This window comes from Streptomyces rubellus (assembly GCF_036323805.1).
Taxonomy (GTDB): Bacteria; Actinomycetota; Actinomycetes; order Streptomycetales; family Streptomycetaceae; genus Streptomyces.
This window is the reverse complement of record NZ_JAZDCX010000025.1, coordinates 24535-46536: the sequence shown is the minus strand read 5'-3', so window position 1 is coordinate 46536 and position 22002 is coordinate 24535. Positions and strand designations below refer to the sequence as shown.

The 22002-nt window shown below is 72.4% G+C and carries 19 protein-coding genes; 15 read left to right on the top strand and 4 right to left on the bottom strand.

All coding sequences use genetic code 11. The features are described 5' to 3' along the window. The first annotated feature begins 17 nt into the window (after positions 1-17). From ctaC to V1L54_RS24325, 3 genes are read left to right on the top strand one after another with little or no spacing between them, the layout of a single operon-like run. Complete coding sequence (gene ctaC, locus V1L54_RS24335; protein WP_443076776.1) at positions 18-995, top strand: aa3-type cytochrome oxidase subunit II; 978 nt, start codon at positions 18-20, stop codon at positions 993-995. A 3-nt stretch (positions 996-998) separates the two neighbouring features. After that, the gene (ctaD, locus tag V1L54_RS24330; RefSeq protein ID WP_330120251.1) at positions 999-2741 is read left to right on the top strand and encodes an aa3-type cytochrome oxidase subunit I; all 1743 of its coding nucleotides are present in this window, start codon (positions 999-1001) and stop codon (positions 2739-2741) included. Beyond that, positions 2738-3136, top strand: coding sequence for a cytochrome c oxidase subunit 4 (locus V1L54_RS24325; RefSeq protein WP_330120250.1), 399 nt, complete (start codon positions 2738-2740; stop codon positions 3134-3136). Before ctaD ends, V1L54_RS24325 begins: the two co-directional genes overlap by 4 nt. A gap of 788 nt (positions 3137-3924) precedes the next feature. Here V1L54_RS24325 and V1L54_RS24320 read toward each other — a convergent pair. Next, the gene (locus tag V1L54_RS24320) at positions 3925-4329 is read right to left on the bottom strand and encodes a hypothetical protein (RefSeq protein ID WP_330120249.1); all 405 of its coding nucleotides are present in this window, start codon (positions 4327-4329) and stop codon (positions 3925-3927) included. A gap of 228 nt (positions 4330-4557) precedes the next feature. Here V1L54_RS24320 and ctaE point away from each other — a divergent pair, with 228 nt between their 5' ends. From ctaE to trpD, 5 genes are all read left to right on the top strand, one after another. Next, positions 4558-5169 (top strand): aa3-type cytochrome oxidase subunit III, encoded by a 612-nt coding sequence (ctaE, locus tag V1L54_RS24315; RefSeq protein WP_330120248.1) that lies wholly within the window; start codon positions 4558-4560, stop codon positions 5167-5169. A gap of 90 nt (positions 5170-5259) precedes the next feature. Beyond that, positions 5260-6072 (top strand): cytochrome bc1 complex diheme cytochrome c subunit, encoded by an 813-nt coding sequence (gene qcrC / locus V1L54_RS24310; RefSeq protein ID WP_330120247.1) that lies wholly within the window; start codon positions 5260-5262, stop codon positions 6070-6072. Continuing rightward, positions 6069-7136 (top strand): cytochrome bc1 complex Rieske iron-sulfur subunit, encoded by a 1068-nt coding sequence (qcrA, locus tag V1L54_RS24305; RefSeq protein ID WP_330120246.1) that lies wholly within the window; start codon positions 6069-6071, stop codon positions 7134-7136. The genes qcrC and qcrA overlap by 4 nt, the downstream gene beginning before the upstream one ends. Continuing rightward, on the top strand, positions 7133-8776 hold the full coding sequence (gene qcrB / locus V1L54_RS24300) for a cytochrome bc1 complex cytochrome b subunit (protein ID WP_330120245.1): 1644 nt from the start codon (positions 7133-7135) through the stop codon (positions 8774-8776). The genes qcrA and qcrB overlap by 4 nt, the downstream gene beginning before the upstream one ends. A 236-nt stretch (positions 8777-9012) precedes the next feature. After that, positions 9013-10077: an anthranilate phosphoribosyltransferase gene (trpD, locus tag V1L54_RS24295; RefSeq protein ID WP_330120244.1), complete on the top strand. Its 1065-nt coding sequence runs from the start codon at positions 9013-9015 to the stop codon at positions 10075-10077. 37 nt (positions 10078-10114) lie between these two features. Here trpD and V1L54_RS24290 read toward each other — a convergent pair whose 3' ends face one another. Next, complete coding sequence (locus V1L54_RS24290) at positions 10115-10396, bottom strand: Lrp/AsnC ligand binding domain-containing protein (protein ID WP_330120243.1); 282 nt, start codon at positions 10394-10396, stop codon at positions 10115-10117. 444 nt (positions 10397-10840) lie between these two features. On the opposite strand from V1L54_RS24290, the gene V1L54_RS24285 reads away from it, so the two are divergent. The 5 genes from V1L54_RS24285 to V1L54_RS24265 all read left to right on the top strand — a co-directional run bounded on the left by V1L54_RS24285 (position 10841) and on the right by V1L54_RS24265 (position 16478). After that, positions 10841-11080: a hypothetical protein gene (locus tag V1L54_RS24285; RefSeq protein ID WP_100201405.1), complete on the top strand. Its 240-nt coding sequence runs from the start codon at positions 10841-10843 to the stop codon at positions 11078-11080. A 19-nt stretch (positions 11081-11099) separates the two neighbouring features. Then, a complete protein-coding gene (locus tag V1L54_RS24280; RefSeq protein WP_330120242.1) occupies positions 11100-12446 on the top strand; it encodes an NYN domain-containing protein in 1347 nt (448 codons plus the stop codon). Positions 12447-12804: 358 nt separating this feature from the next. Then, the gene (locus V1L54_RS24275; protein ID WP_330120241.1) at positions 12805-13830 is read left to right on the top strand and encodes a C40 family peptidase; all 1026 of its coding nucleotides are present in this window, start codon (positions 12805-12807) and stop codon (positions 13828-13830) included. Positions 13831-14099: 269 nt separating this feature from the next. Then, on the top strand, positions 14100-15155 hold the full coding sequence (locus tag V1L54_RS24270) for a C40 family peptidase (protein WP_330120240.1): 1056 nt from the start codon (positions 14100-14102) through the stop codon (positions 15153-15155). A 45-nt stretch (positions 15156-15200) separates the two neighbouring features. After that, positions 15201-16478, top strand: coding sequence for a hypothetical protein (locus V1L54_RS24265; RefSeq protein ID WP_330120239.1), 1278 nt, complete (start codon positions 15201-15203; stop codon positions 16476-16478). A gap of 7 nt (positions 16479-16485) precedes the next feature. Here V1L54_RS24265 and V1L54_RS24260 read toward each other — a convergent pair whose 3' ends face one another. After that, complete coding sequence (locus tag V1L54_RS24260) at positions 16486-17754, bottom strand: glycosyltransferase 87 family protein (protein ID WP_330120238.1); 1269 nt, start codon at positions 17752-17754, stop codon at positions 16486-16488. A gap of 71 nt (positions 17755-17825) precedes the next feature. Here V1L54_RS24260 and V1L54_RS24255 point away from each other — a divergent pair, with 71 nt between their 5' ends. Then, entirely contained in the window at positions 17826-18983 is a 1158-nt protein-coding gene (locus V1L54_RS24255) for a glycosyltransferase family 4 protein (RefSeq protein WP_330120237.1), read from the top strand. A 103-nt stretch (positions 18984-19086) separates the two neighbouring features. Here V1L54_RS24255 and V1L54_RS24250 read toward each other — a convergent pair whose 3' ends face one another. Next, positions 19087-20901, bottom strand: a complete 1815-nt coding sequence (locus V1L54_RS24250) for an AMP-dependent synthetase/ligase (RefSeq protein WP_330120236.1) — start codon at positions 20899-20901, stop codon at positions 19087-19089. 312 nt (positions 20902-21213) lie between these two features. On the opposite strand from V1L54_RS24250, the gene V1L54_RS24245 reads away from it, so the two are divergent. Further along, positions 21214-21975, top strand: coding sequence for a metallophosphoesterase family protein (locus V1L54_RS24245; protein ID WP_330120235.1), 762 nt, complete (start codon positions 21214-21216; stop codon positions 21973-21975). Positions 21976-22002: the final 27 nt, after the last annotated feature.

The following is a 22002-nucleotide window of genomic DNA, read 5'->3' as shown; positions in this document are numbered from 1 at the left end:
TCTCGGGAAGGCGCTACGTGAGTCCCAACGGCTCGGACCTCCCCCACCGCCCGAAGGGCGTGGGCGGTAACCCCATGCCGCGGCGCCCGATGCGGCGGAAGCTGCCGCAGGCGCTTGCCGCGGGCCTGGTCCTGGCGACCGCGACCGGTTGCACATACAAGGACTTCCCCCGCCTCGGTATGCCCACCCCGGTCACGGAGGAGGCGCCGCGGATCCTCTCCCTGTGGCAGGGCTCGTGGGCGGCCGCGCTCGCCGTGGGCGTCCTGGTGTGGGGTCTGATCCTGTGGTGCGTCATCGTCTACCGGCGGACCAGGACCAAGGTCGAGGTACCTCCGCAGACCCGGTACAACCTCCCCATCGAGACGTTGTACACGGTGGTCCCGCTCATCATCATCTCGGTGCTCTTCTACTTCACCGCCCGGGACGAGACGAAGCTCCTGGAGCTCTCCGAGAAGCCCGACCACGTGATCAACGTGGTCGGCTACCAGTGGAGCTGGGGCTTCAACTACCTCGAGGACGTGGACGGTGACGACTCCACGTCCAACCTGGACTCCATCGAGCTGGAGGGCGTCCCGGACGAGATGCTGGAGCCCGTCCCCGAGGGCGCCGAGGGCGTTCACGTGGTGGGCACCCCGGCCGACAAGAACCCGCAGACCGGCAACCCCGGCCCCACGCTGTGGCTGCCGAAGGGCGAGAAGGTGCGGTTCATCCTGACCTCCAGGGATGTCATCCACTCCTTCTGGGTGGTGCCGTTCCTGTTCAAGCAGGACGTGATCCCGGGTCACACCAACCAGTTCGAGGTGACCCCCGACAAGGAGGGCACCTTCCTCGGGAAGTGCGCCGAGCTGTGCGGCACGGACCACGCCCGGATGCTGTTCAACGTCAAGGTCGTCTCCCCCGAGCGCTACCAGCAGCACCTGGAGGAGCTGGCGGAGAAGGGCCAGACCGGCTACATCCCTGCGGGGGGACCCCGCCAAGAACGAGAAGGCCAGTAACCCGTGAGCATCCTCAACGAACCCCAGGGTGCCGCCGCCGCGACGGCCGAGTCGGCGGACACCCCCGCCCCCCTGCGCCGGCAGGAACGCGGCAACCGTGTGATCCAGTGGCTGACCACCACCGACCACAAGACGATCGGCACGCTCTATCTGGTCACCTCCTTCGTCTTCTTCTGCATCGGCGGCGTCATGGCACTGGTCATGCGCGCCGAACTGGCCCGCCCGGGTCTGCAGATGATGTCGAACGAGCAGTTCAACCAGGCGTTCACCATGCATGGCACGATCATGCTGCTGATGTTCGCCACCCCGCTGTTCGCCGGCTTCGCGAACTGGATCATGCCGCTGCAGATCGGCGCGCCCGATGTGGCGTTCCCGCGGCTGAACATGCTCGCCTACTGGTTCTACTCCTTCGGCTCCCTGATCGCGGTGGCCGGCTTCCTCACCCCGGGCGGCGCCGCCAGCTTCGGCTGGTTCGCCTACACCCCGCTGAGCAACGCCGTCCACAGCCCCGGGGTCGGCTCCGACATGTGGATCATGGGGCTGGCGCTGTCCGGCTTCGGCACGATCCTCGGCGCGGTCAACTTCATCACCACGATCATCTGCATGCGCGCGCCCGGCATGACGATGTTCCGGATGCCGATCTTCACCTGGAACGTGCTGCTGACCGGTGTGCTGGTGCTGCTCGCCTTCCCGGTGCTGGCCGCCGCGCTGTTCGCGCTGCAGTCGGACCGGACGTTCGGCTCCCACATCTTCGATCCGTCCAACGGCGGCGCGCTGCTGTGGCAGCACCTGTTCTGGTTCTTCGGGCACCCCGAGGTGTACATCATCGCGCTGCCGTTCTTCGGCATCGCCTCGGAGGTCATCCCGGTCTTCAGCCGCAAGCCGATCTTCGGCTACATCGGCCTGATCGGCGCGACCATCGCCATCGCGGGCCTGTCGATCACCGTGTGGGCGCACCACATGTACGTCACCGGCGGTGTGCTGCTGCCGTTCTTCGCCTTCATGACGTTCCTGATCGCGGTGCCCACCGGAGTGAAGTTCTTCAACTGGCTCGGCACGATGTGGAAGGGCTCGCTGTCCTTCGAGACGCCGATGCTCTGGACGATCGGCTTCCTGATCACCTTCCTGTTCGGCGGTCTGACCGGTGTCATCCTGGCCTCCCCGCCGCTGGACTTCCACGTCTCCGACAGCTACTTCGTGGTGGCGCACTTCCACTACGTGGTCTTCGGCACGGTGGTCTTCGCGATGTTCGCCGGCTTCCACTTCTGGTGGCCGAAGTTCACCGGGAAGATGCTCGACGAGCGGCTCGGCAAGATCACCTTCTGGACGCTGTTCATCGGTTTCCACGGCACCTTCCTGGTCCAGCACTGGCTGGGCGCCGAGGGCATGCCGCGCCGGTACGCCGACTACCTGGCGGCCGACGGCTACACCGCGCTGAACACGTTCTCCACGATCAGCTCGTTCCTGCTCGGCCTGTCGATCCTGCCGTTCCTCTACAACGTCTGGAAGACGGCCAAGTACGCGCCGAAGATCCAGGTGGACGACCCCTGGGGCTACGGCCGCTCGCTGGAGTGGGCCACCTCCTGCCCGCCGCCGCGGCACAACTTCCTCACCCTGCCGCGGATCCGCTCCGAATCCCCCGCGTTCGACCTGCACCACCCGGACGTCGCGGCCGTCGACCAGTTGGAGAACACCCAGGGTCCCGACGGTCCGGTGCTCTCCGGGGCCAAGGAGGCCGGCAAGTGAAGATCCAGGGACACATGTTCATCTGGCTGTCGGTCTTCATCCTGGCCGTGGCCGTCGTCTACGGGGTGTGGTCCAAGGAGCCGGTCGGCACCACGGCACTCCTCCTGTCCTTCGGCCTGGCCCTCATGGTCGGCTTCTACCTGGCCTTCACGGCTCGCCGGGTGGACACCGGGGCGCAGGACAACAAGGACGCGGACGTCGCGGACGACGCCGGTGAGCTGGGCTTCTTCAGCCCGCACAGCTGGCAGCCGCTGGGCCTGGGCCTCGGTGCCGCGATCGCCTTCCTGGGCGTCGCCATCGGCTGGTGGCTGGTCTACGTCTCGCTGCCGATCATCCTGCTGAGCATCTTCGGCTGGGTGTTCGAGTACTACCACGGGGAGAACCAGAACCAGTAGGTCCTCCCGCCGCGAACGGGCCGCCTCCGGAGCGTCTCCGGAGGCGGCCCGTTCGTACGTGTCCGGGATGCCGCCCGGACGCCGCTCCTGCCGTGACAGCACGGCTCGTGGAGCGCGCGGGACGGCGGCGGGCCGCCTCCCCGGCGATGGGTGCCGCCGCTCGTGGTGGGACCCGCGGCCCGCGGCGACGACGGCAGGCCCACGGACAACTGGTCCGCACGGCCGGCGGACCGGCGAGGGGCTGCGCGGCGCACCGACGGGGAACCGCGCCCGCCGGGCGGAGGCCGTCGTGGACAGCGCGGAGACGGCGACGGTGCCGGCCGTGCGCCGGGACGGCGGGCCCTGCGGACACCCGGTCACCACCGGCGGGCCCGGGTGCCGCAACCGGAAGGGCACCACGGTGGTCCCCGGCCGGCCGCCGTACGGATCACCGGTACCGGCGGCACCGGCCTTCCGGAGGGCGGCGAGTTCGCACACCGCGCCCCGGCCGGGGCGCGGCCGGCCACGGTCGCACGGGGCATGAGCACCGCGGACGCCCACCGGTTCCCCCGCACCGCGCGTCCGGGCGGCCCCGCCCGGACGCGCGGGAAGAAGGAGCGGGACCGGGCGCCGGCCCCCGGCGACGGCCACGGCGACCGGATCCTGTCCCGGCGGGAGCGGCGGGAGCGCGGCGTTCTGCGGGGCCCCGCGGGCCCGCCGCGGCACGCCGCCTCCGGTGCCGGTGCGCCCGGCGGCACGCCGAGCGTCCGGCCGTTCCCGGCGGCCCGGGACGGCGCGGGCCGCCCGGGTCAGGCGGCCGTACGCGACGCCCTGCCGCGCAGCAGGGCGGCCAGCGCGTCGGCCAGCGCCACCGGGTCGACCGGGTGCGGGACCGCGGCCTCGGCCCGGCTCCAGGTGGCCAGCCAGGCGTCCTGCGGACGGCCGATCAGCAGCAGTACGGGCGGGCAGTCGAAGATCTCGTCCTTGATCTGGCGGCACACGCCCATCCCGCCGGCGGGCACCGCCTCGCCGTCCAGCACGCAGACGTCGATGCCGCCCTCCTCCAGGGCGGCGAGCACCGCGGGGAGAGTGGCGCACTCCACGTACTCGACCGGCGGCACGTCGGCGGCCGGACGGCGCCCGGCGGCCAGCCGCACCTGCTCGCGGGTGTTGGCGTCGTCGCTGTAGACCAGCACCGTGGCGGTCGGCTGCATGGTTCCTCCGTGTCCTCAGGGGTCCATGGGGCCGCGGGGCCGCGGGGGCCATGGGGGCGTCCATGGTGCGAATAGCCGTCGTTGGCGGATGCTACTCCGTTCCTCCGGCGCCCGTCAGCGTCCCGGAGCGCGCCGCGGGGGGCCGTCTGAGCAGGAAACCGGCGGGTGGACACACCGAAGGGCACCCCCCGAGGTGAGGGCTGGATAAGCGACCGACATAATGTCGGCGTGGCGACAGCAACAGCAGTAGATACCGGGCACGCGCACCCGTCGGTCAACCGGCCGAACCTCACCAGCGTCGGAACCATCATCTGGCTGAGTTCCGAGCTGATGTTCTTCGCGGCCCTCTTCGCGATGTACTTCACCCTGCGGTCGGTGACGGGATCCGAGTACTGGCAGGAGCAGGCGAGCTCCCTGAACCTGCCGTTCTCGGCGACGAACACCACGATCCTGGTGCTCTCCTCCCTCACCTGCCAGCTGGGTGTCTTCGCCGCCGAGCGCGGCGACGTGAAGAGACTCCGCATGTGGTTCGTGGTCACCTTCGTGATGGGTGCGATCTTCATCGGCGGCCAGGTCTTCGAGTACACGGAGCTGGTGGAGCACGAGGGGATCACGATCTCCTCGGGCCCCTACGGTTCGGCGTTCTACCTGACCACCGGCTTCCACGGCCTCCACGTGACGGGCGGCCTGATCGCGTTCCTGTTCGTCCTGGGCCGGACGTACGCGGCCAGGCGGTTCACCCACCACCAGGCCACCGCGGCCATCGTGGTGTCCTATTACTGGCACTTCGTCGATGTCGTCTGGATCGGCCTCTTCGCCACGATCTACCTGATCAAGTGATCCGGTAGATCCGGTCCCGCCGGCGGTCAGCGCGGCGGACAGCCACAGCCAGAAGCATCGACGCAGAAGATCCTGACACCGGGGTAATCCGTGAAAAAGCTCTCCGCACGACGGCGCCATCCGCTGGCGGCGCTCGTCGTCCTACTCTTCGCGCTGGCGGCCACCGGGGGGCTGTACGCCGCGTTCGCCCCCGCGGACGAGGCGAAGGCCGACACCACGTCGGCCCAGTCCCTCGCCATCGAGGAGGGCAAGAAGCTCTACGCCACCGGCTGCTCCAGTTGCCACGGGACCGGCGGCCAGGGCACGAGTGACGGTCCCAGCCTGGTGGGCGTCGGCGCCGCAGCCGTGGACTTCCAGGTGGGTACCGGCCGCATGCCGGCGCAGTCGCCGGGCGCTCAGGCGCCCAAGAAGCCGCAGGTCTACACGCAGGCGCAGATCGACCAGCTCGCGGCGTACATCGCCTCGCTGGGCCCCGGTCCGAGCATCCCGACCGAGGAGGAGTACGACCCCTCGGGCGCCGACAGCGCACGGGGCGGTGAGCTGTTCCGCACCAACTGCGCGCAGTGCCACAACTTCACCGGTGAGGGCGGCGCCCTCACCCACGGCAAGTACGCCCCCGACCTCGGCGGCGTCTCCGACAAGCACATCTACGAGGCCATGCTCACCGGCCCGCAGAACATGCCCGCCTTCCCCGACAGCGTGCTGCCGGAGAAGGAGAAGAAGGAGATCATCGCCTACGTCAACGAGGTCCAGGGCGAGGAAGCCAAGTCCCCCGGCGGCTTCAAGCTGGGCGGCTTCGGCCCGGTCGCCGAGGGCATGTTCGGATGGACGATCGTCCTCGCCCTTATGATCGCCGTCGCCGTGTGGGTCGCGGCACGCACCGCCAAGGCCAGGAAGTCATGAGTAGCCAGACCGGATCCAACCCAGACGCCCCGGGCGAGAACCTGCCGGGCAAGCACACCCACGCCGGTGAGGCGGCGGAGAAATCCGACAGCCCCTTCGCCGACCCCGGTCTGCCGCCCCACGAGCCGCGTGTCCAGGACATCGACGAGCGGGCCGCCAAGCGCTCCGAGCGCACGGTCGCCCTGTTGTTCACGGTGTCGATGCTGGCCACCATCGGCTTCATCGCCTCGTACGTGCTCTTCCCGATCGACCAGTACGTGCAGATCTGGCCGCTCGGCCGGATCAGCGCGCTGAACTTCGCGCTCGGCACGACCCTGGGCATCGCCCTGTTCTGCATCGGCGCCGGCGCGGTCCACTGGGCCCGCACGCTGATGTCGGACCACGAGCTGATCGGCGAGCGGCACCCGATCGAGGCCGACGAGCCCACCAAGGCCACGGTCCTCGCCGAGTTCCAGCAGGGCGCCAAGGAGTCGCAGCTCGGCCGGCGCAAGCTGATCCGCAACACCATGTTCGGCGCGCTGGCCCTGGTGCCGCTCTCCGGTGTGGTGCTGCTGCGCGACCTGGGCCCGCTGCCCGAGGACAAGCTGCGCCACACCGCGTGGGAGCGGGGCAAGCTGCTGGTCAACCAGAACACCGACGAGCCGCTGCGCCCGGAGGACATCACCGTCGGCTCGCTGGTCCTCGCCAAGCCCGAGGGCCTGGAGGAGGGCACCCACGAGTTCATGGCGGAGATCGCCAAGGCCGCGGTGATGCTGGTCCGGCTGGAGCCCGGCGACATCAAGGACAAGCAGGAGCTCGACTGGTCCCACGAGGGCATCGTCGCCTTCTCCAGGATCTGCACCCATGTCGGCTGCCCGGTCACCCTGTACGAGCAGCAGACGCACCACGTCCTGTGCCCCTGCCACCAGTCGACGTTCGACCTGGCCGACGGCGCACGGGTGATCTTCGGCCCGGCCGGCCACCCCCTGCCGCAGCTGCGGATCAGTGTCAACGAAGACGGTTTCCTCCAAGCGCAGGGTGACTTCGCGGAGCCCGTCGGCCCGAGCTTCTGGGAGCGCGGATGAGTACTGTGAGCGACGCCCCGAAGCGCCGGGGCAAGGCACCCGCCGGTGAGCGGGTCGCGGACTGGGCCGACGGCCGGCTGGGCGTCTACAGCCTGGCCAAGGCCAACATGCGCAAGATCTTTCCGGACCACTGGTCCTTCATGCTCGGTGAGGTCTGCCTCTACAGCTTCATCATCGTCCTCCTGACCGGCGTCTACCTGACGCTGTTCTTCGTGCCGAGCATGGCCGAGGTGGAGTACCACGGCACCTACGTGCCGATGCACGGTGTGCACATGTCGGAGGCGTTCGCCTCGACGCTGGACATCAGCTTCGACGTCCGCGGTGGTCTGCTCGTGCGGCAGATCCACCACTGGGGCGCGGTGATCTTCGTGATCGGGATGTTCGTGCACATGATGCGCGTCTTCTTCACCGGCGCGTTCCGCAAGCCGCGCGAGATCAACTGGCTGTTCGGCTTCCTGCTGCTGGTGCTGGGGATGTTCACCGGCTTCACCGGCTACTCCCTGCCGGACGACCTGCTGTCGGGCACCGGCCTGCGGTTCGTGGAGGGCGCGATCCTCTCCGTCCCCGTGGTCGGCAGCTACCTGCAGATGTTCATGTTCGGCGGCGAGTTCCCGGGAACGGAGATCATCCCGCGGCTCTTCGTGGCGCACGTCCTGCTGCTGCCCGGCCTCATGCTGGGCCTGGTGGTGGCGCACCTGATCCTGGTCTTCTACCACAAGCACACCCAGTTCGCCGGGCCGGGCCGGACCGAGAAGAACGTCGTCGGCATGCCGCTGCTGCCGGTCTACATGGCCAAGGCGGGAGGCTTCTTCTTCCTGGTCTTCGGCATCATCGCGTTCGTCGCGGGGACGGTCAGCATCAACCCGGTCTGGGTGCTGGGCCCGTACCGGCCGGACCAGGTGTCCACCAACGCGCAGCCCGACTGGTACATGGGCTTCTCCGAGGGCCTGATCCGGGCGATGCCCGCGTGGGAGATGGTGCTGCCCGGCGGCTACACCCTCAACCTGGGCGTGGCGCTGCCGCTGCTGGTCATCTTCCCGCTGATCCTGGCGTCGATGGCGCTGTACCCGTTCATCGAGTCCTGGGTCACCGGCGACAAGCGCGAGCACCACATCCTGGACCGCCCGCGCAACGCGCCGACGCGCACCGCGTTCGGCGCGGCCTGGATCAGCGTGTACTTCCTGCTGCTGGTCGGCGGCGGGAACGACCTGTGGGCCACCCACTTCCACCTGTCGATCAACGCCATCACCTGGTTCATCCGGATCGGCTTCTTCGTGGTGCCGGTGATCGTCTTCATCGCCACCAAGCGGATCTGCATGGGGCTGCAGCGGCGCGACCGGGAGAAGGTGCTGCACGGCCGGGAGAGCGGCATCATCAAGCGGCTGCCGCACGGCGAGTTCGTCGAGGTGCACGAGCCGCTCTCCCAGGAGCAGCTCCACACCCTCACCGCGCACGAGCAGTACCGGCCGCTGGAGATCGGTCCGGAGACGGACGAGAACGGCGTGCGGCGCAAGGTCGGCCCGGTGCAGAAGCTCCGCGCCAGGCTCAGCCGCGGCTACTACGGCGAGGGCAGCCAGGTGCCGAAGCCCACGACGGAGGAGTACAAGGAGCTCACCAGCGGTCACGGCCACGGCCACTGAGAGCGGACGGCACACCGGTCGCCACACGAGGGGCCCCGGTCCTCCTCCGGGAGGGCCGGGGCCCCTCGGCCCGTCCGGCTCCCGTGCCCGGCCCGGTGTGTCCGGAGTACGGGCAGCGCACGTCGCGGCCGCGCCGCGCCGCTAGGCTGGCCGCGAGCCGTGCCGCCGGCTCCGCCCGTCCCCGCCGCTCCCCGGAGAGCGGCGGCCACCGTCCGACGACGCCAGGAGTGATCCCCATGAGCGCTGCTACCCCCACCGGAGGCGACACCGTGGCGGCGCACACCTGGCCGGACGTGCTGAGCGCGCTGCTGGCCGGTGAGGACCTGACCGCGGAGAGCACCGCCTGGGCGATGGACCAGATCATGCGCGGTGAGGCGACCGACGCCCAGATCGCCGGCTTCGCGGTGGCGCTGCGCGCCAAGGGCGAGACGGTCGACGAGGTCACCGGGCTGGTCCGGGCGATGTACGAGCACGCCAACGTGATCGAGGTGCCGGGTCCCACGGTCGACATCGTCGGCACCGGCGGCGACCGGGCCAGGACGGTGAACATCTCCACCATGTCCTCGATCGTGGTGGCCGGCACCGGCGCCCGGGTCGTCAAGCACGGCAACCGGGCGGCCTCCAGCGCCAGCGGCGCCTCGGACGTGCTGGAGAAGCTGGGAGTCAATCTGGAGCTGACGCCCGAGCGGGTCGCCGAGGTCGCGGCCGAGGCCGGGATCAGCTTCTGCTTCGCGGTGAGGTTCCACCCCTCGCTGCGCCACGTGGGCGCCGCCCGGAAGGAACTGGGCATCGCGACCGTCTTCAACTTCCTGGGTCCGCTGACCAACCCGGCCCGGGTGGGCGCCCAGGCCACCGGGGTCGCCGACGCCCGGATGGCGCCGATCATGGCGGGGGTGCTGGCCGAGCGGGGCACCTCCGCGCTGGTCTTCCGCGGCGACGACGGCCTGGACGAGCTGACCGTCACCGGCACCTCCACCGTGTGGGTGGTCAGGGACGGCAAGGTCCGCAGCGAGGTCTTCGACCCCCGGGACGTCGGTGTCCCCCTGGTGCCGCTGGAGGCGCTGCGCGGCGCCGACCCGGCCCACAACGCGGACGTGGCACGGCGGCTGCTGGACGGCGAGACCGGCCCCGTACGGGACGCGGTCCTGCTGAACTCCGCCGCCGCGCTGGTCGCCCTGGAGCCGGGTGACGCGCCGCTGGCCGAACAGCTCGGGGCGGGGATGGAGCGGGCCGCGGCGTCCATCGACTCCGGTGCCGCCAGGGCCGTGCTGGACCGCTGGGTGGCCGCCAGCAACGCCTGACGGGCCCGGAGCCCCGCTCCCCCCGGGACCCGGGGGCCTACGAGTCGAGCCCGATGGCGAAGGCCGCCTCCAGGTCGTGCTGGGAGTAGGCCCGGAAGGCGATGTGGGTCTCGGTGGACTCCACACCGGGAACCTTGCTGATGCGTCCCGGGATGACCTCGGCCAGATCGTCGTGCCGGGCCACCCGCACGATGGCGATCAGATCGTGTGCCCCGGTGACCGAGTAGACCTCGCTGACCCCGTCCAGCTCGGCGATCTGCCGGGCGATCTCCGGGATGCGGTCGGTGCTGGTCCTGATGAGCACGATCGAGGTGATCACGGTCTTCCCTTCCTCGGGGGCGGCCCGCTCACTGTAGCCCGCCGCCGGTGCGGCACCGCGTATCCGGGAGGGGCGGCCGGGTACGGGGACTGCCGCCCGGCCCCCGGGGAAGGCAGACGGGAACGCGTTCCGCCCCGGCCGGTTCCCGGGGGGCGGGCGGGAGACGGCACGCGGCGCGGTACGGCCCCGGCATGGAGGGTGTCGGCTCGGATACGGACCGTGTGCAACGGCGCACCGGAAGGTCACCAGGCCGTAGGGTTGCGGGGACATCCCCGCACCGGGGCGCCTTCGGGCGCCCCGGTGCGGGACATCGGGAGCGTTTCGGGGCACTCGGAGTGCCCGGGATGCGGAGGAACAGCGGGACAGCAGGAGCGCCGGTGCCGCACAGGGCGCCGGCGGAGCGGAAGAGACCGCGGAAGAGGAAGACGAGGAGAGGACGAGAAGATGCCGGTTCCCCGACCGAACGAAGGAACGCGGTGGCGCTGCACGATGTGCGGCAACCTCACCCGCTTCGACGTGACGCGCTCCAGCAGGGTGGTGGAGTACGTCCACCTGGACCTGGCGGGGGAGTCCCGGGTCGAGGAACGCGAGGTGCTCAGTGAGACGATCGAGTCGGTGCGCTGCCGCTGGTGCAACGCGGTGGACCAGGTCGAGCTGGTGGACCGGCCCGGCGCTCAGGTGTGACGACGGGCGGGTGTGAGCGGTGGTGGAACGGACGGGCGGTGAGCGTACTCCGGAGGAGGAGACGCTCGACCGTCCGCTGCCCGAGAAGGTGCGCCGCAGGGTGGTGGCGCTGACCGGGGACGCGCTCGGCGGGTTCACCGTCGCCGAACTCCCCGCCCCTCTGCGGCAGTACGCCCGTTTCACCCCCCAGCGGCGGATCAAGTTCGCGGGCAACGCCATGGCCGCCTCGCTGGAGAGCGACCCGGTCTTCCGGCAGCGGGTCGCGGAGCGGCTGCGGGAGGTGCTGCCGGAGCTGTCCGAGGCGGTGGAGGACGGTACGCTGCCGGCCGCCGCGGACCCGGTGGACGTGGCGGCGGTCGCGTACGTGCTGCGCCCGGAGGGCTGGGTCAAGCTGGTGGCCGCCGCCGGCGAGGAGGCCCAGCGGGCCCAGGCCGAGCGCGCCGGCGAGGAGGCCCAGCGCGAACTGGCCCGGCTGCGTGAGGAGCTGGCGCAGGCGAGGACGGCCGAGCGCACCGGCACCGAACAGCTCCGCACGGAGCTGGCGGCGGCCCGCAAGGAGGCCGACGTCCTGCGGCGCAGGCTGCGCAGCGCGCAGAGCGACGTCAAGCGCGGCGAGGCCGAGGTGCGCAGGATACGGGCCGAGCTGGAGACGGCGCGGTCCGCGGCCGCCGCGGAGAAGGCGAGCGCCGAGAGCGAGGCGCGGCGGCTGCGGGCCCGGCTGGCGGAGGCGGAGTCCGCCCTGGAGGCCGGCCGCCGCGCGGCGCGGGAGGGGCGCAGCGTGGCGGACATGCGGCTGCGGCTGCTGCTGGACACGGTGCTGGACGCCGCCCAGGGGCTGCGGCGCGAACTCGCCCTGCCGCCCGTCACACACCGCCCGGCGGAGGGCGTGGAGGCGGTCGAGCCGGGCCGGATGACCCCGAAGGACATCGCGCGGCGCGCCTTGGCCGAGGACGATCCGGCGCTGCTCGACCAGTTGCTGGCACTGCCCCAGGCGCATCTGGTGGTGGACGGCTACAACGTCACCAAGACCGGCTACCCGTCGCTGCCCCTGGAGAAGCAGCGGCTGCGGCTGCTGGGCGGGCTGGCGGGGCTGGCGGCCCAGACGGGCGCCGAGGTGACCTGTGTGTTCGACGGCGCGGAGCTGGCGGCTCCGGTGCTGCTGGCACCCCCGCGGGGGGTGCGGGTGCTGTTCAGCAAACCCGGGCAGACCGCCGACGAGCTGATCCGGCGGCTGGTGCGCGCCGAGCCGCCGGGGCGCCCGGTGGTGGTGGTCTCCGCGGACCGTGAGGTGGCCGACGGGGTGGCGGCGGCCGGCGCCCGGCCGGTGGCCTCGGTCCTGCTGCTGCGGCGGCTGGGCCGCACCTGAGACGGGCGGGTACCGGGCGGTCCGGAATCTGTCCGAAAATCGCCCCCGGTATCGGGAAGGTTCCGGGGACGGCCGGAACGGGAGTCCGGAATGTCCGAAGACCGGGCACACAGGGTCAGGCCGTGACCGCGGGCGGTGGCGCGATGGTAAAGGATGTGGCCGGTGGACGAGTTTTTTCCTATGAGGATTTGAAGCGATCAGCGCACATGGCTAGTGTCTGGCGCGAGCCTCCGCGCAGGTGATCGCCCAACCGGGGCGGCAGCGGAGGGACCGCCGATTCCGCGGCGCTCATCGCGGAGCCGGGAACTGGCCCCCAACCACTTCCGGCAGGCGGCTGAGGAAGAAGGAGCTCGCCCCAGTGGCGTCCCACCGTCGACCCAAGCAGCCGAACCGCACCCGGGTGACCGTACTCACCGCGACCGCCGCCGCGGCGGTCGCGCTGTCCTCCCAGGCGGCGCAGGCCGAGCCGACCCCCTCCAAGAAGGACGTCAAGGCCAAGGTCGACAAGCTCTACGAAGAGGCCGAGCACGCCACGGAGAAGTACAACGGCGCCAAGGAGAAGCAGGAGAAACTGGAGAAGCAGGTCGGCAATCTCCAGGACAGCGTCGCGCGCGGCCAGGGCGAACTGAACAAGCTGCGCGACAGCCTCGGTTCGATGGCCACCGCCCAGTACCGCTCCGGGGGCATCGACCCCTCGCTGCAGCTGTTCCTCTCCTCCGACCCCGACAGCTACCTCGACAAGGCCTCCGCGCTCGACCAGCTCAGCAGCAAGCAGACCGAGGCGCTGAAGAAGATCCAGGCCAAGCAGCGGACCCTCGCGCAGCAGCGCGAGGAGGCCTCCGACAAGCTGGCGGACCTGGAGGCCACCCGCAAGGAGCTCGAGGGCAAGAAGAAGAAGATCCAGGGCAAGCTCTCCGAGGCCCAGCGACTGCTGAACACCCTCACCGCCCAGGAGCGCGCCGCGCTGGCCAAGGAGGAGGAGCGCGCCAACCGCGCCTCCGCGGAGCGGGTCGACCTCGGCAGCACGGCCCCCTCCAGCGGGCGGGCCGGGGCGGCCTTCAGCGCCGCCCAGAGCAAGGTCGGCTCGCCCTACGTCTGGGGCGCCACCGGCCCCAACTCCTTCGACTGCTCGGGGCTGACCTCCTGGGCGTACAGCCAGGCCGGTGTCTCCCTGCCGCGCACCTCGCAGGCCCAGGCGAACGCCGGGACGCGCATCTCCAAGGGCGAACTGGCCGTGGGCGACCTGGTCTTCTTCTACAGCGACCTGCACCACGTCGGCCTCTACGCCGGCAACGGGCAGATCCTGCACGCTCCCAAGCCGGGCGCGAACGTGCGCTACGAGTCCATCAACAACATGCCGTTCATGTTCGGCGTGCGGGTCTGACGGCCACCGGGGCCCGTACCGAGGTCTCCGCCGCTTTCCTCCCCATCCCCCGTCCGGGTGAACCCGGACGGGGGATGTTTCTGTCCGCCCCGCCGGTGACCTGCACCGGGGCGGAGTGCCGGGTGCCGCGCGGGGACACCGCGCGTGAACGGTGAGTGCCTGGGCGGATACTGTCTGCGTTCGCCGTTTCCCGTGCCGGCCGTCCCCCTCCGGACGGCGCGGGGGACGGCACGCAGCAGTTCCGCAGCGGAAGGGAGAGCGGCCCCACCGTGGTCTCGCACCGGTCCACCCGACACGGCTCTCGTCGGCGTACTTCCCCCGCCGTCGCCCGCCCCGGCGCTCCCGGCTCGGTCCTCCGGGCCGCCGCGCTGTCCGCCGCCGTGCTGTCGGTGGTGCCCGCGGCACCGGCGGGCGCCGACCCCGGCACCGGCGGCCCGGCCGCGGTGAGCGCCCGGGTGGACCGGCTCCACGCACAGGCGGAGCGGGCCACCGAGCGGTACAACGCGGCGGCCGAGCGCGTGGCGGAGCTCCGCGAGCAGGTCGAGCGGGCACAGGACGGCGCCGCCCGCGACCAGGCCAGGGTCAACCGTCTGCGTGACACCCTGGGCAACCTGGCGAAGGCCCAGTACCGCTCCGGCGGCATGGCCCCCGCACTCGCCCTGGTGCTCTCCGACGATCCCGAGGACTACCTCGCCAGAGCCGCCGTCCTGGACCGGATCACCAGCCGCGAGGCCGCCCGGCTGAGGCTGTTCCAGCACGCCAGGCAGGCGCTGGAGCAGCGGCGTACCGAGGCCCGTGGAAAACTCGCCGAACTGGCGCGGCAGCACGAGAGCCTGCGCCTGCACCGGGCGGCCGTGCAGCGCAGGCTCGGGGCGGCACAGCGGCTGCTCAACCGGCTGTCGGCCGAGGAGCGCGCGTCCCGCGAGCGTGCCCCGCGCGGCACGGGCCGGATCCCGCGCGAGACACCGGCGGGCGTTCCGGCGCGGGCCGCGGCGGCGCTGGCTGCCGCACGGCGGGCGGTCGGTTCGCCGTACGCCTGGGGTCAGGCCGGTCCCCATTCCTTCGACTGCTCGGGGCTGACCTCCTGGGCGTACGGCCGGGCCGGCGTCTCCCTGCCGCGCACCTCGCAGGGACAGCTGCACGCCGGGCGGCACGTACCACTGGGCCAGGCCCGTCCGGGCGATCTGGTCGTCTACCGGTCGGACGCCAGCCACGTCGGGATGTACGCCGGCGGCGGCCAGGTGGTGCACGCCCCGTACCCCGGGGCGCGGGTGCGGTACGACCCGGTGGGGATGATGCCGGTCGCCGCCGTGGTCCGGCCCTGAGCCGCCGCACCGCCCACCGCCCGGCCGGGTCCGTACGATCGGCGTATGAGATGGCGGAGCCGGACGGTGTCACGGGTGGCCGCGCCGGCGGCCGGGCTGCTGGTGCTCCTGAGCGGCTGCGGCGGCCCGCCGACCGACCGGGACGCGTCGCACGCGCCGCTCCAGGCGCTTCTGGACCGGCAGGCCGAGGCCGTCCTCACCGGTGACCGGGCGGCCTATCTGGCGACCGTCGACCCCCTGGCGGACCGTTACCGCGCCGCCCAGCGCACGGTGTTCGGCAATCTCGCCCGGCTGCCGCTGAGCCAGTGGTCCTACCGGGTCACCGCCGTCGGCGACGACGCCTTCCCGCTCCCGGAGCGCGGGGGCGGGGCGCGCCGGATCGCCGTACGGGCCGAGCTGAGCTACCGCGTGACGGGGTACGACACCGCGCCCGTGCGGGCCGAGGAGCGGCTGACCCTCACCGAGCGGCAGGACCGCTGGTACGTCTCCTCGGACGGCGACGGCACCGAACAGCTGTGGGAGCAGGGCGGGATGACCGTCGTCCGCGGTGAACGCAGCCTGGTCCTCGGCGTCGGCCGGCCCGAGGAGGAACTGCGTGCCCTGGCGGCCGACGCCGACCGCGCGGTGCCCGCGGCCGCCGCCCGCTGGCCGCGCGACTGGTCCCGCCGGGTGCTGGTCGAGGCACCCGCCTCGGTGGAGGGGATGGCGGCGCTCCTGGGCGGCGACCCCGCCTCCTACCGGGGCATCGCGGCCGTCACCACCGGTGAGGCGGGCGGCTCCGGCCGGGACGCGAAGCCCGCGGAGCGGATCGTGGTCAACCCGCGGGCGTACGGGGTGCTCGGCGAGCGGGGCCGGCGGATCGTCATGACCCATGAGACGACCCATGTCGCCACCCGCCGGTACACCACCGCTGCCACCCCGATGTGGCTCTCGGAGGGCTTCGCCGACTGGGTCGCCTACCACGGCACCGGACGGCCTCCCGCCCTCGTCGCGCCCCGCCTCACCGAGGCCGCGCGCCGCGGCGAGCTGCCCCGGGAGCTTCCCGCGGACGAGGACTTCGGCTTCGCCGGGGACGGCGGCCGGCTCGCCCGGGCCTACGAGGGCGGCTGGCTGGCCTGCCGGATGGTGGCGGAGCGGTGGGGCGAGGAGAAACTGACCGAGCTGTACCTGCGGACGGGCCGGGACGGCCCGCCCGGCGACGGGGACGGTGGGGAGGCGCGGAAGCGCGCGCTGGACGCCGCGCTCCGCGAGGTCCTCGGTACGGACCTGGCGGGGTTCACCGCGTCCTGGCGCGACCACGTCCGCCGGGAACTGGGCGGCTGACGGCGGATCACCGGGACAGCAGCCGGTCCTCCGCCGGTTCCCGGCCCGCCGCCTCGCCGGCGCCGGCGGTGCCGTCCCCGTCCCGGCCGCCCGCGGCCCGCCGCCGGGGCTCGGTCACCGTGGTACGCCACAGCCGTGCGCACGCCAGTACCGCGGCGGCCAGCAGCAGCCCGTTGCGCAGCACCAGCAGCGTCACCCCCAGCGCGTCACTCGCCACCACGTTCCCGAAGTACACCGGGAACTCCAGCAGCGTCACCCCGGTCGCCACCACCACCAGCAGCGCGGGCAGTCCCTGGCGGCCGGTGCGCAGCACCGTGCACACCGCCGCCAGACCCACCAGCCAGACCATGTACTGCGGGCTGATCACCCGGCTGGTGACGGTGAACAGCAGCACCGCGGCGAAGGCGGCGTCCGCCGCGGTGCTCGCGGTCCACTCCACCGCGCGCAGCCGCCACAGCAGCAGCCAGCCGAACGCGGCGGCCGAGCACACCATCGCCACGGTGCTCACCGTCTCCACATGCGGGCCCAGGAACTCCACCGACCCGTAGTTCAGCAGCACCTGCCCCTCCCAGCCGAAGTGCCGGGCCACATGGAAGACCAGGGCCCCCAGCGACTCCACCTCGGTGCCCCGGTCGCGCTGATGGGTGAGGAAGTCCAGCGCGCCGGGCATGGCGGCGGCGAAGAGGGCGGTCAGCACCAGCCCCGTCGCCACGGCCGTGCCCCACGCCACCCGGGTCGTCCGCCCGCGCGGGGTGCCCGCCAGCAGCAGCGCGGGCCACACCTTCAGCAGCGCGCCGAAGGCCGCCAGCGCCCCGGCCGCGCGCGGACTGCGGGACAGGGCCAGCAGCGCGGCCACCGCGACCGCGGTGACCATCAGGTCGTAGCGGGCGTACACGGTCGGGCCCAGCAGCGGCACCCCGGCCACCCACACCCACACCCCGGCACGGCCGCGCCCGCGCTCGGGAGCCCGCCGGGAGGCGTACAGCAGCATCGCGAACACCACCGCGTCGGCGGCGCAGACCAGCGTGTAGAAGGCCGCCGGATAGGCCAGGAAGGGCAGCAGCGCGGGGGAGAGGACCGCCAGCGCGGCGGCGGGCGGGTACTGCCAGGTGACGTCGCCCGCCGGGAAGGAGCCGGTGCGCAGCACCTCGTACCAGCCGTGGTAGATCACCGACACGTCACTGGTGACGTCCGGCCCCGGCACCGTGATCACCTTGAACACGCACAGGAGCAGTACGGTCCGGGTGGCGGCCCAGGCCGCGAGGGAGAGACGCATGGGCCGACCGTACCGGGTGGGCACCCGGCCCCCGGCGGGTGCCGGGCCCGGCCGGGGTACTGTCGGCGGCGATGGACAAGACGCTGATCGTCACCAACGACTTCCCGCCCCGCCCCGGCGGCATCCAGGCGTTCCTGCACAACATGGCGCTGCGGCTGGACCCCGAGCGGGTCGTGGTCTACGCCTCCACCTGGAAACGGGGCCGTCAGGGCGCCGGGGCCACCGCCCGTTTCGACGCCGAGCAGCCCTTCACCGTCGTGCGCGACCGCGCCACCATGCTGCTGCCCACCCCGCGCGTGACGCGCCGCGCTGCGGAGCTGCTGCGCGAACACGGCTGCGGCTCGGTGTGGTTCGGGGCGGCGGCGCCGCTCGGCCTGATGGCGCCCGCGCTGCGCCGGGCGGGCGCGGAGCGGCTGGTGGCCACCACCCACGGCCACGAGGCGGGCTGGGCGCGGCTGCCCGCCGCCCGGCAACTGCTGCGCCGCATCGGCGAGGGCACCGACACCCTCACCTACCTCGGCGAGTACACCCGCTCCCGGATCGCCGGCGCGCTCACCGGACAGGCGGCGGCCCGGATGGTCCACCTGCCGCCCGGCGTCGACGAGAAGACCTTCCACCCCGGCTCCGGCGGTGACGCCGTACGCGCCCGGCTCGGGCTGGCGGACCGGCCGGTGGTGGTGTGCGTGTCGCGGCTGGTGCCGCGCAAGGGCCAGGACACCCTGATCCGCGCCATGCCCCGGATACTGGCCGAGGTGCCCGACACGGTGCTGCTGATCGTCGGCGGCGGACCGTACGGGGAGACGCTGCGGAGGCTGGCGGAGGCCACCGGCGTCGCCGGCTCGGTGCGCTTCACCGGCCCGGTCCCCTGGGAGGAACTGCCCGCCCACCACGGCGCGGGCGACGTCTTCGCCATGCCCTGCCGCACCCGCCGGGGCGGGCTCGACGTGGAGGGGCTGGGGATCGTCTACCTGGAGGCGTCGGCGACCGGCCTGCCGGTCGTCGCGGGCGACTCCGGCGGCGCACCCGACGCCGTGCTGGACGGCGAGACCGGCTGGGTGGTGCGCGGTGGGGCCGGGGGCGGTGAGGCCGAGCGGGAGACGGCCGAGCGGATCGTCACGCTGCTGAGGGACCCGGAGCTGCGCCGCCGGATGGGTGAGCGCGGCCGGGCGTGGGTGGAGGAGCGCTGGCGCTGGGACCTGCTGGCCGAGCGGCTGCGGGAACTGCTGTAGCGGCCCCGTCCCGGGGCCCGGGCACGGGGTGCGTGTCCGGACTGGCCCCGACCCCACCCGACACCGCATCCGTACCCACCGCACCCCGGGCGCAGCCCGGACACTACTTCGCGTACAGTGCTTCGATCTCCGCCGCGAAGTCCCTGGCGACCACGGCGCGCTTGAGTTTCAGCGAGGGCGTCAGGTGCCCCGACTCCTCGGTGAACTGAGCCGGCAGCAGCCGAAAACGGCGGACCGACTCCGCCCGGGAGACCGCCGCGTTGCCGTCGTCCACCGCCTGCTGCACGACGGCCAGCAACTCGGGGTCGGCGAGCAGTTCGCCCCGCGACAGCCCGGACTTGCCGTGCTTGGCGGCCCAGCCGTGCAGGAACTCCTCGTCCAGGGTGATCAGCGCGGCGACGAACGGGCGCCCGTCACCCACCACCATGCATTCGGCGACCAGGGCGTGGGCCCGGATGCGGTCCTCGATGACGGCCGGGGCGACGTTCTTGCCGCCCGCCGTCACCAGGATCTCCTTCTTGCGGCCGGTGATGGCGAGGTAGCCGTCCGCGTCGAGGGTGCCGATGTCGCCGGTGTGGAACCAGCCGTCCGCCATCGCCTCGGCGGTGGCGGCCTCGTTGTTCCAGTAGCCGCTGAACAGGTGCTCACCGCGCAGCAGCACCTCGCCGTCGTCGGCGATGCGGACGGCCGAGCCCGGCAGCGGCTGGCCGACCGTGCCGATCTTCGGCCGGTCGTACGGGTTGAAGGCGGTCGGCGCGCAGGACTCGGTGAGCCCGTAGCCCTCCAGCACGGTGAAGCCGATGCCGCGGTAGAAGTGCCCCAGCCGCTCGCCCAGCGGGGCACCGCCGGAGATGGCGTGGGTGGCCCGGCCGCCGAGCACCGCGCGCAGCTTGCGGTAGACCAGTCTGTCGAACAGCCGGTGCTTCAGCCGCAGTCCGAGGGAGGGGCCCGACGGGGCGTCCAGTGCGCGGCTGTAGGCGATCGCGGTCTCCGCGGCCCGGTCGAAGATCTTCCCCTTGCCGTCCGCCTGCGCCTTGGCCCGCGCCGAGTTGTAGACCTTCTCGAAGACCCGGGGCACGCCCAGGATCAGCGTCGGGCGGAAGCCGGCCAGATCCTCGGCGAGGTGCTTGACGTCGGGGCTCAGGCCGAGCCGGATCGGCGCCATCACGGACGCGACCTGCACCATGCGGCCGAAGACATGGGCTATCGGCAGGAACAGCAGGACCGAGCCCTCGCCGGTCACGAACAGCGGCTTCAGCCGCTCCACCACGTTGCCGCAGTCCGCGAAGAAGGCGCGGTGGGAGAGCACGCAGCCCTTGGGACGGCCGGTGGTGCCCGAGGTGTAGACGATGGTGGCGGGGGAGTCGGCGTCGGCGGCGGAGGAGTGCTCCTCCAGGACCGCGTCGGTGATCTCCGTACCGGAGTCGGCCAGTTTCTGCACCGCGCCGTCGTCGACGGTCCACAGGTGCGCCAGCTCCGGCAGGCCGTCGCGCACCGACTCCACCGCGGTGGCGTGGGCGCCGGTCTCGACGACGCAGCCGACGGCCCCGGAGTCGCCGAGGATCCACTCGACCTGCTCGGGCGAGCTGGTCTCGTAGATCGGCACGGTCACCGCGCCCGCGCTCCACACCGCGAAGTCCAGCAGCGTCCACTCGTAGCGGGTGCGCGACATCAGGCCGATCCGGTCGCCGGGCCGGATGCCCGCGGCGATCAGGCCCTTGGCCACCGCCCGCACCTCCGCCAGGAACTCCGCGGCGGTCAGGTCCTCCCAGCGGCTGCCGCCGGAGGGATCCTTCGAGGGGGCCTTGCGGGCGATGACGGGGACGTCCGGATGCTGTACGGCGTTGCGGCGGACGAGGTCGGTCAGGTTTCCGTCCGCGGGAACCTCGTACAGGGCCGGAAGGCTGAACTCGCGCAAGACTGATGCTCCTCGACGGCGCCGCCGAGGGACCGCCGGGTGACGGCCTCGGTCGGCTCTGGCCCAAGACACGGGGAGTCTTGAGGGGACGGCCACGGACGTTACCCACCGGTACAGGGCCTGGGGTAGGGGCGGCGGCGATATGTTCGGTGCGTCACACACTACGGTTCTGTCGTACGGCAGCGTAGTCCACACACCTGACAGCCGGGAGATCGCCGCAGGTCCGGCGGTTGCGTGGGCACCCGGTGCAGGCCGGTGGGCACGCGAGGACAGCAGGCCGGGGCCGCCCTCCGGCGCCTTAGGGTGGGCGCCATGCGAGTCCACGTGGTGAGCGATGTGCACGGCAACAGCCGGGACCTGGCCGTGGCCGGTGACGGCGCGGACGCGCTGGTCTGCCTGGGCGACCTCGTCCTGTTCGTCGACTACGCCGACCACGGCCGCGGCATCTTCGCCGACCTGTTCGGCGCCGGGAACACCAGGCGGTACGTCGAACTGCGCACCGCGCGCCGCTTCGCCGAGGCCCGTGAGCTGACGGCCCGGCTCTGGGAGGGCGTCGACCGGGGCGCCGCCCTGGAGGAGGCGGTGCGCCGCCAGTACGCCGAGTTGTTCGCCGCCTTCCCCACGCCCACGTACGCCACCTACGGCAACGTCGACGTCCCCCGGCTGTGGCCCGAGTACGCGGCGGAGGGCACCACCGTCCTGGACGGGCGGACCGCCGACATCGGCGGGTGGCGCTTCGGCTTCGTCGGCGGCGGGCTGCCCTCGCCGATGCGCACCCCCTACGAGGTGGACGAGGAGGCCTACGCCGCGAAGGTCGCCGCGCTCGGCGAGGTGGACGTGCTGTGCTCGCACATCCCCCCGCAGGTGCCCGAGCTGTGCTACGACACCGTCGCCCGCCGCTTCGAGCGGGGCAGTGAGGCACTGCTGGAGGCGGTCCGCGCGGTGCGCCCCCGGTACGCCCTCTTCGGCCATGTGCACCAGCCGCTGGCGCGGCGTACCCGGATCGGCCGCACCGAGTGCGTCAACGTCGGCCACTTCGCCGCCACCGGCAGGCCCTGGGTGCTGGAGTGGTGACCGTGCCGGGGCGTGCGCGGGAGGGCG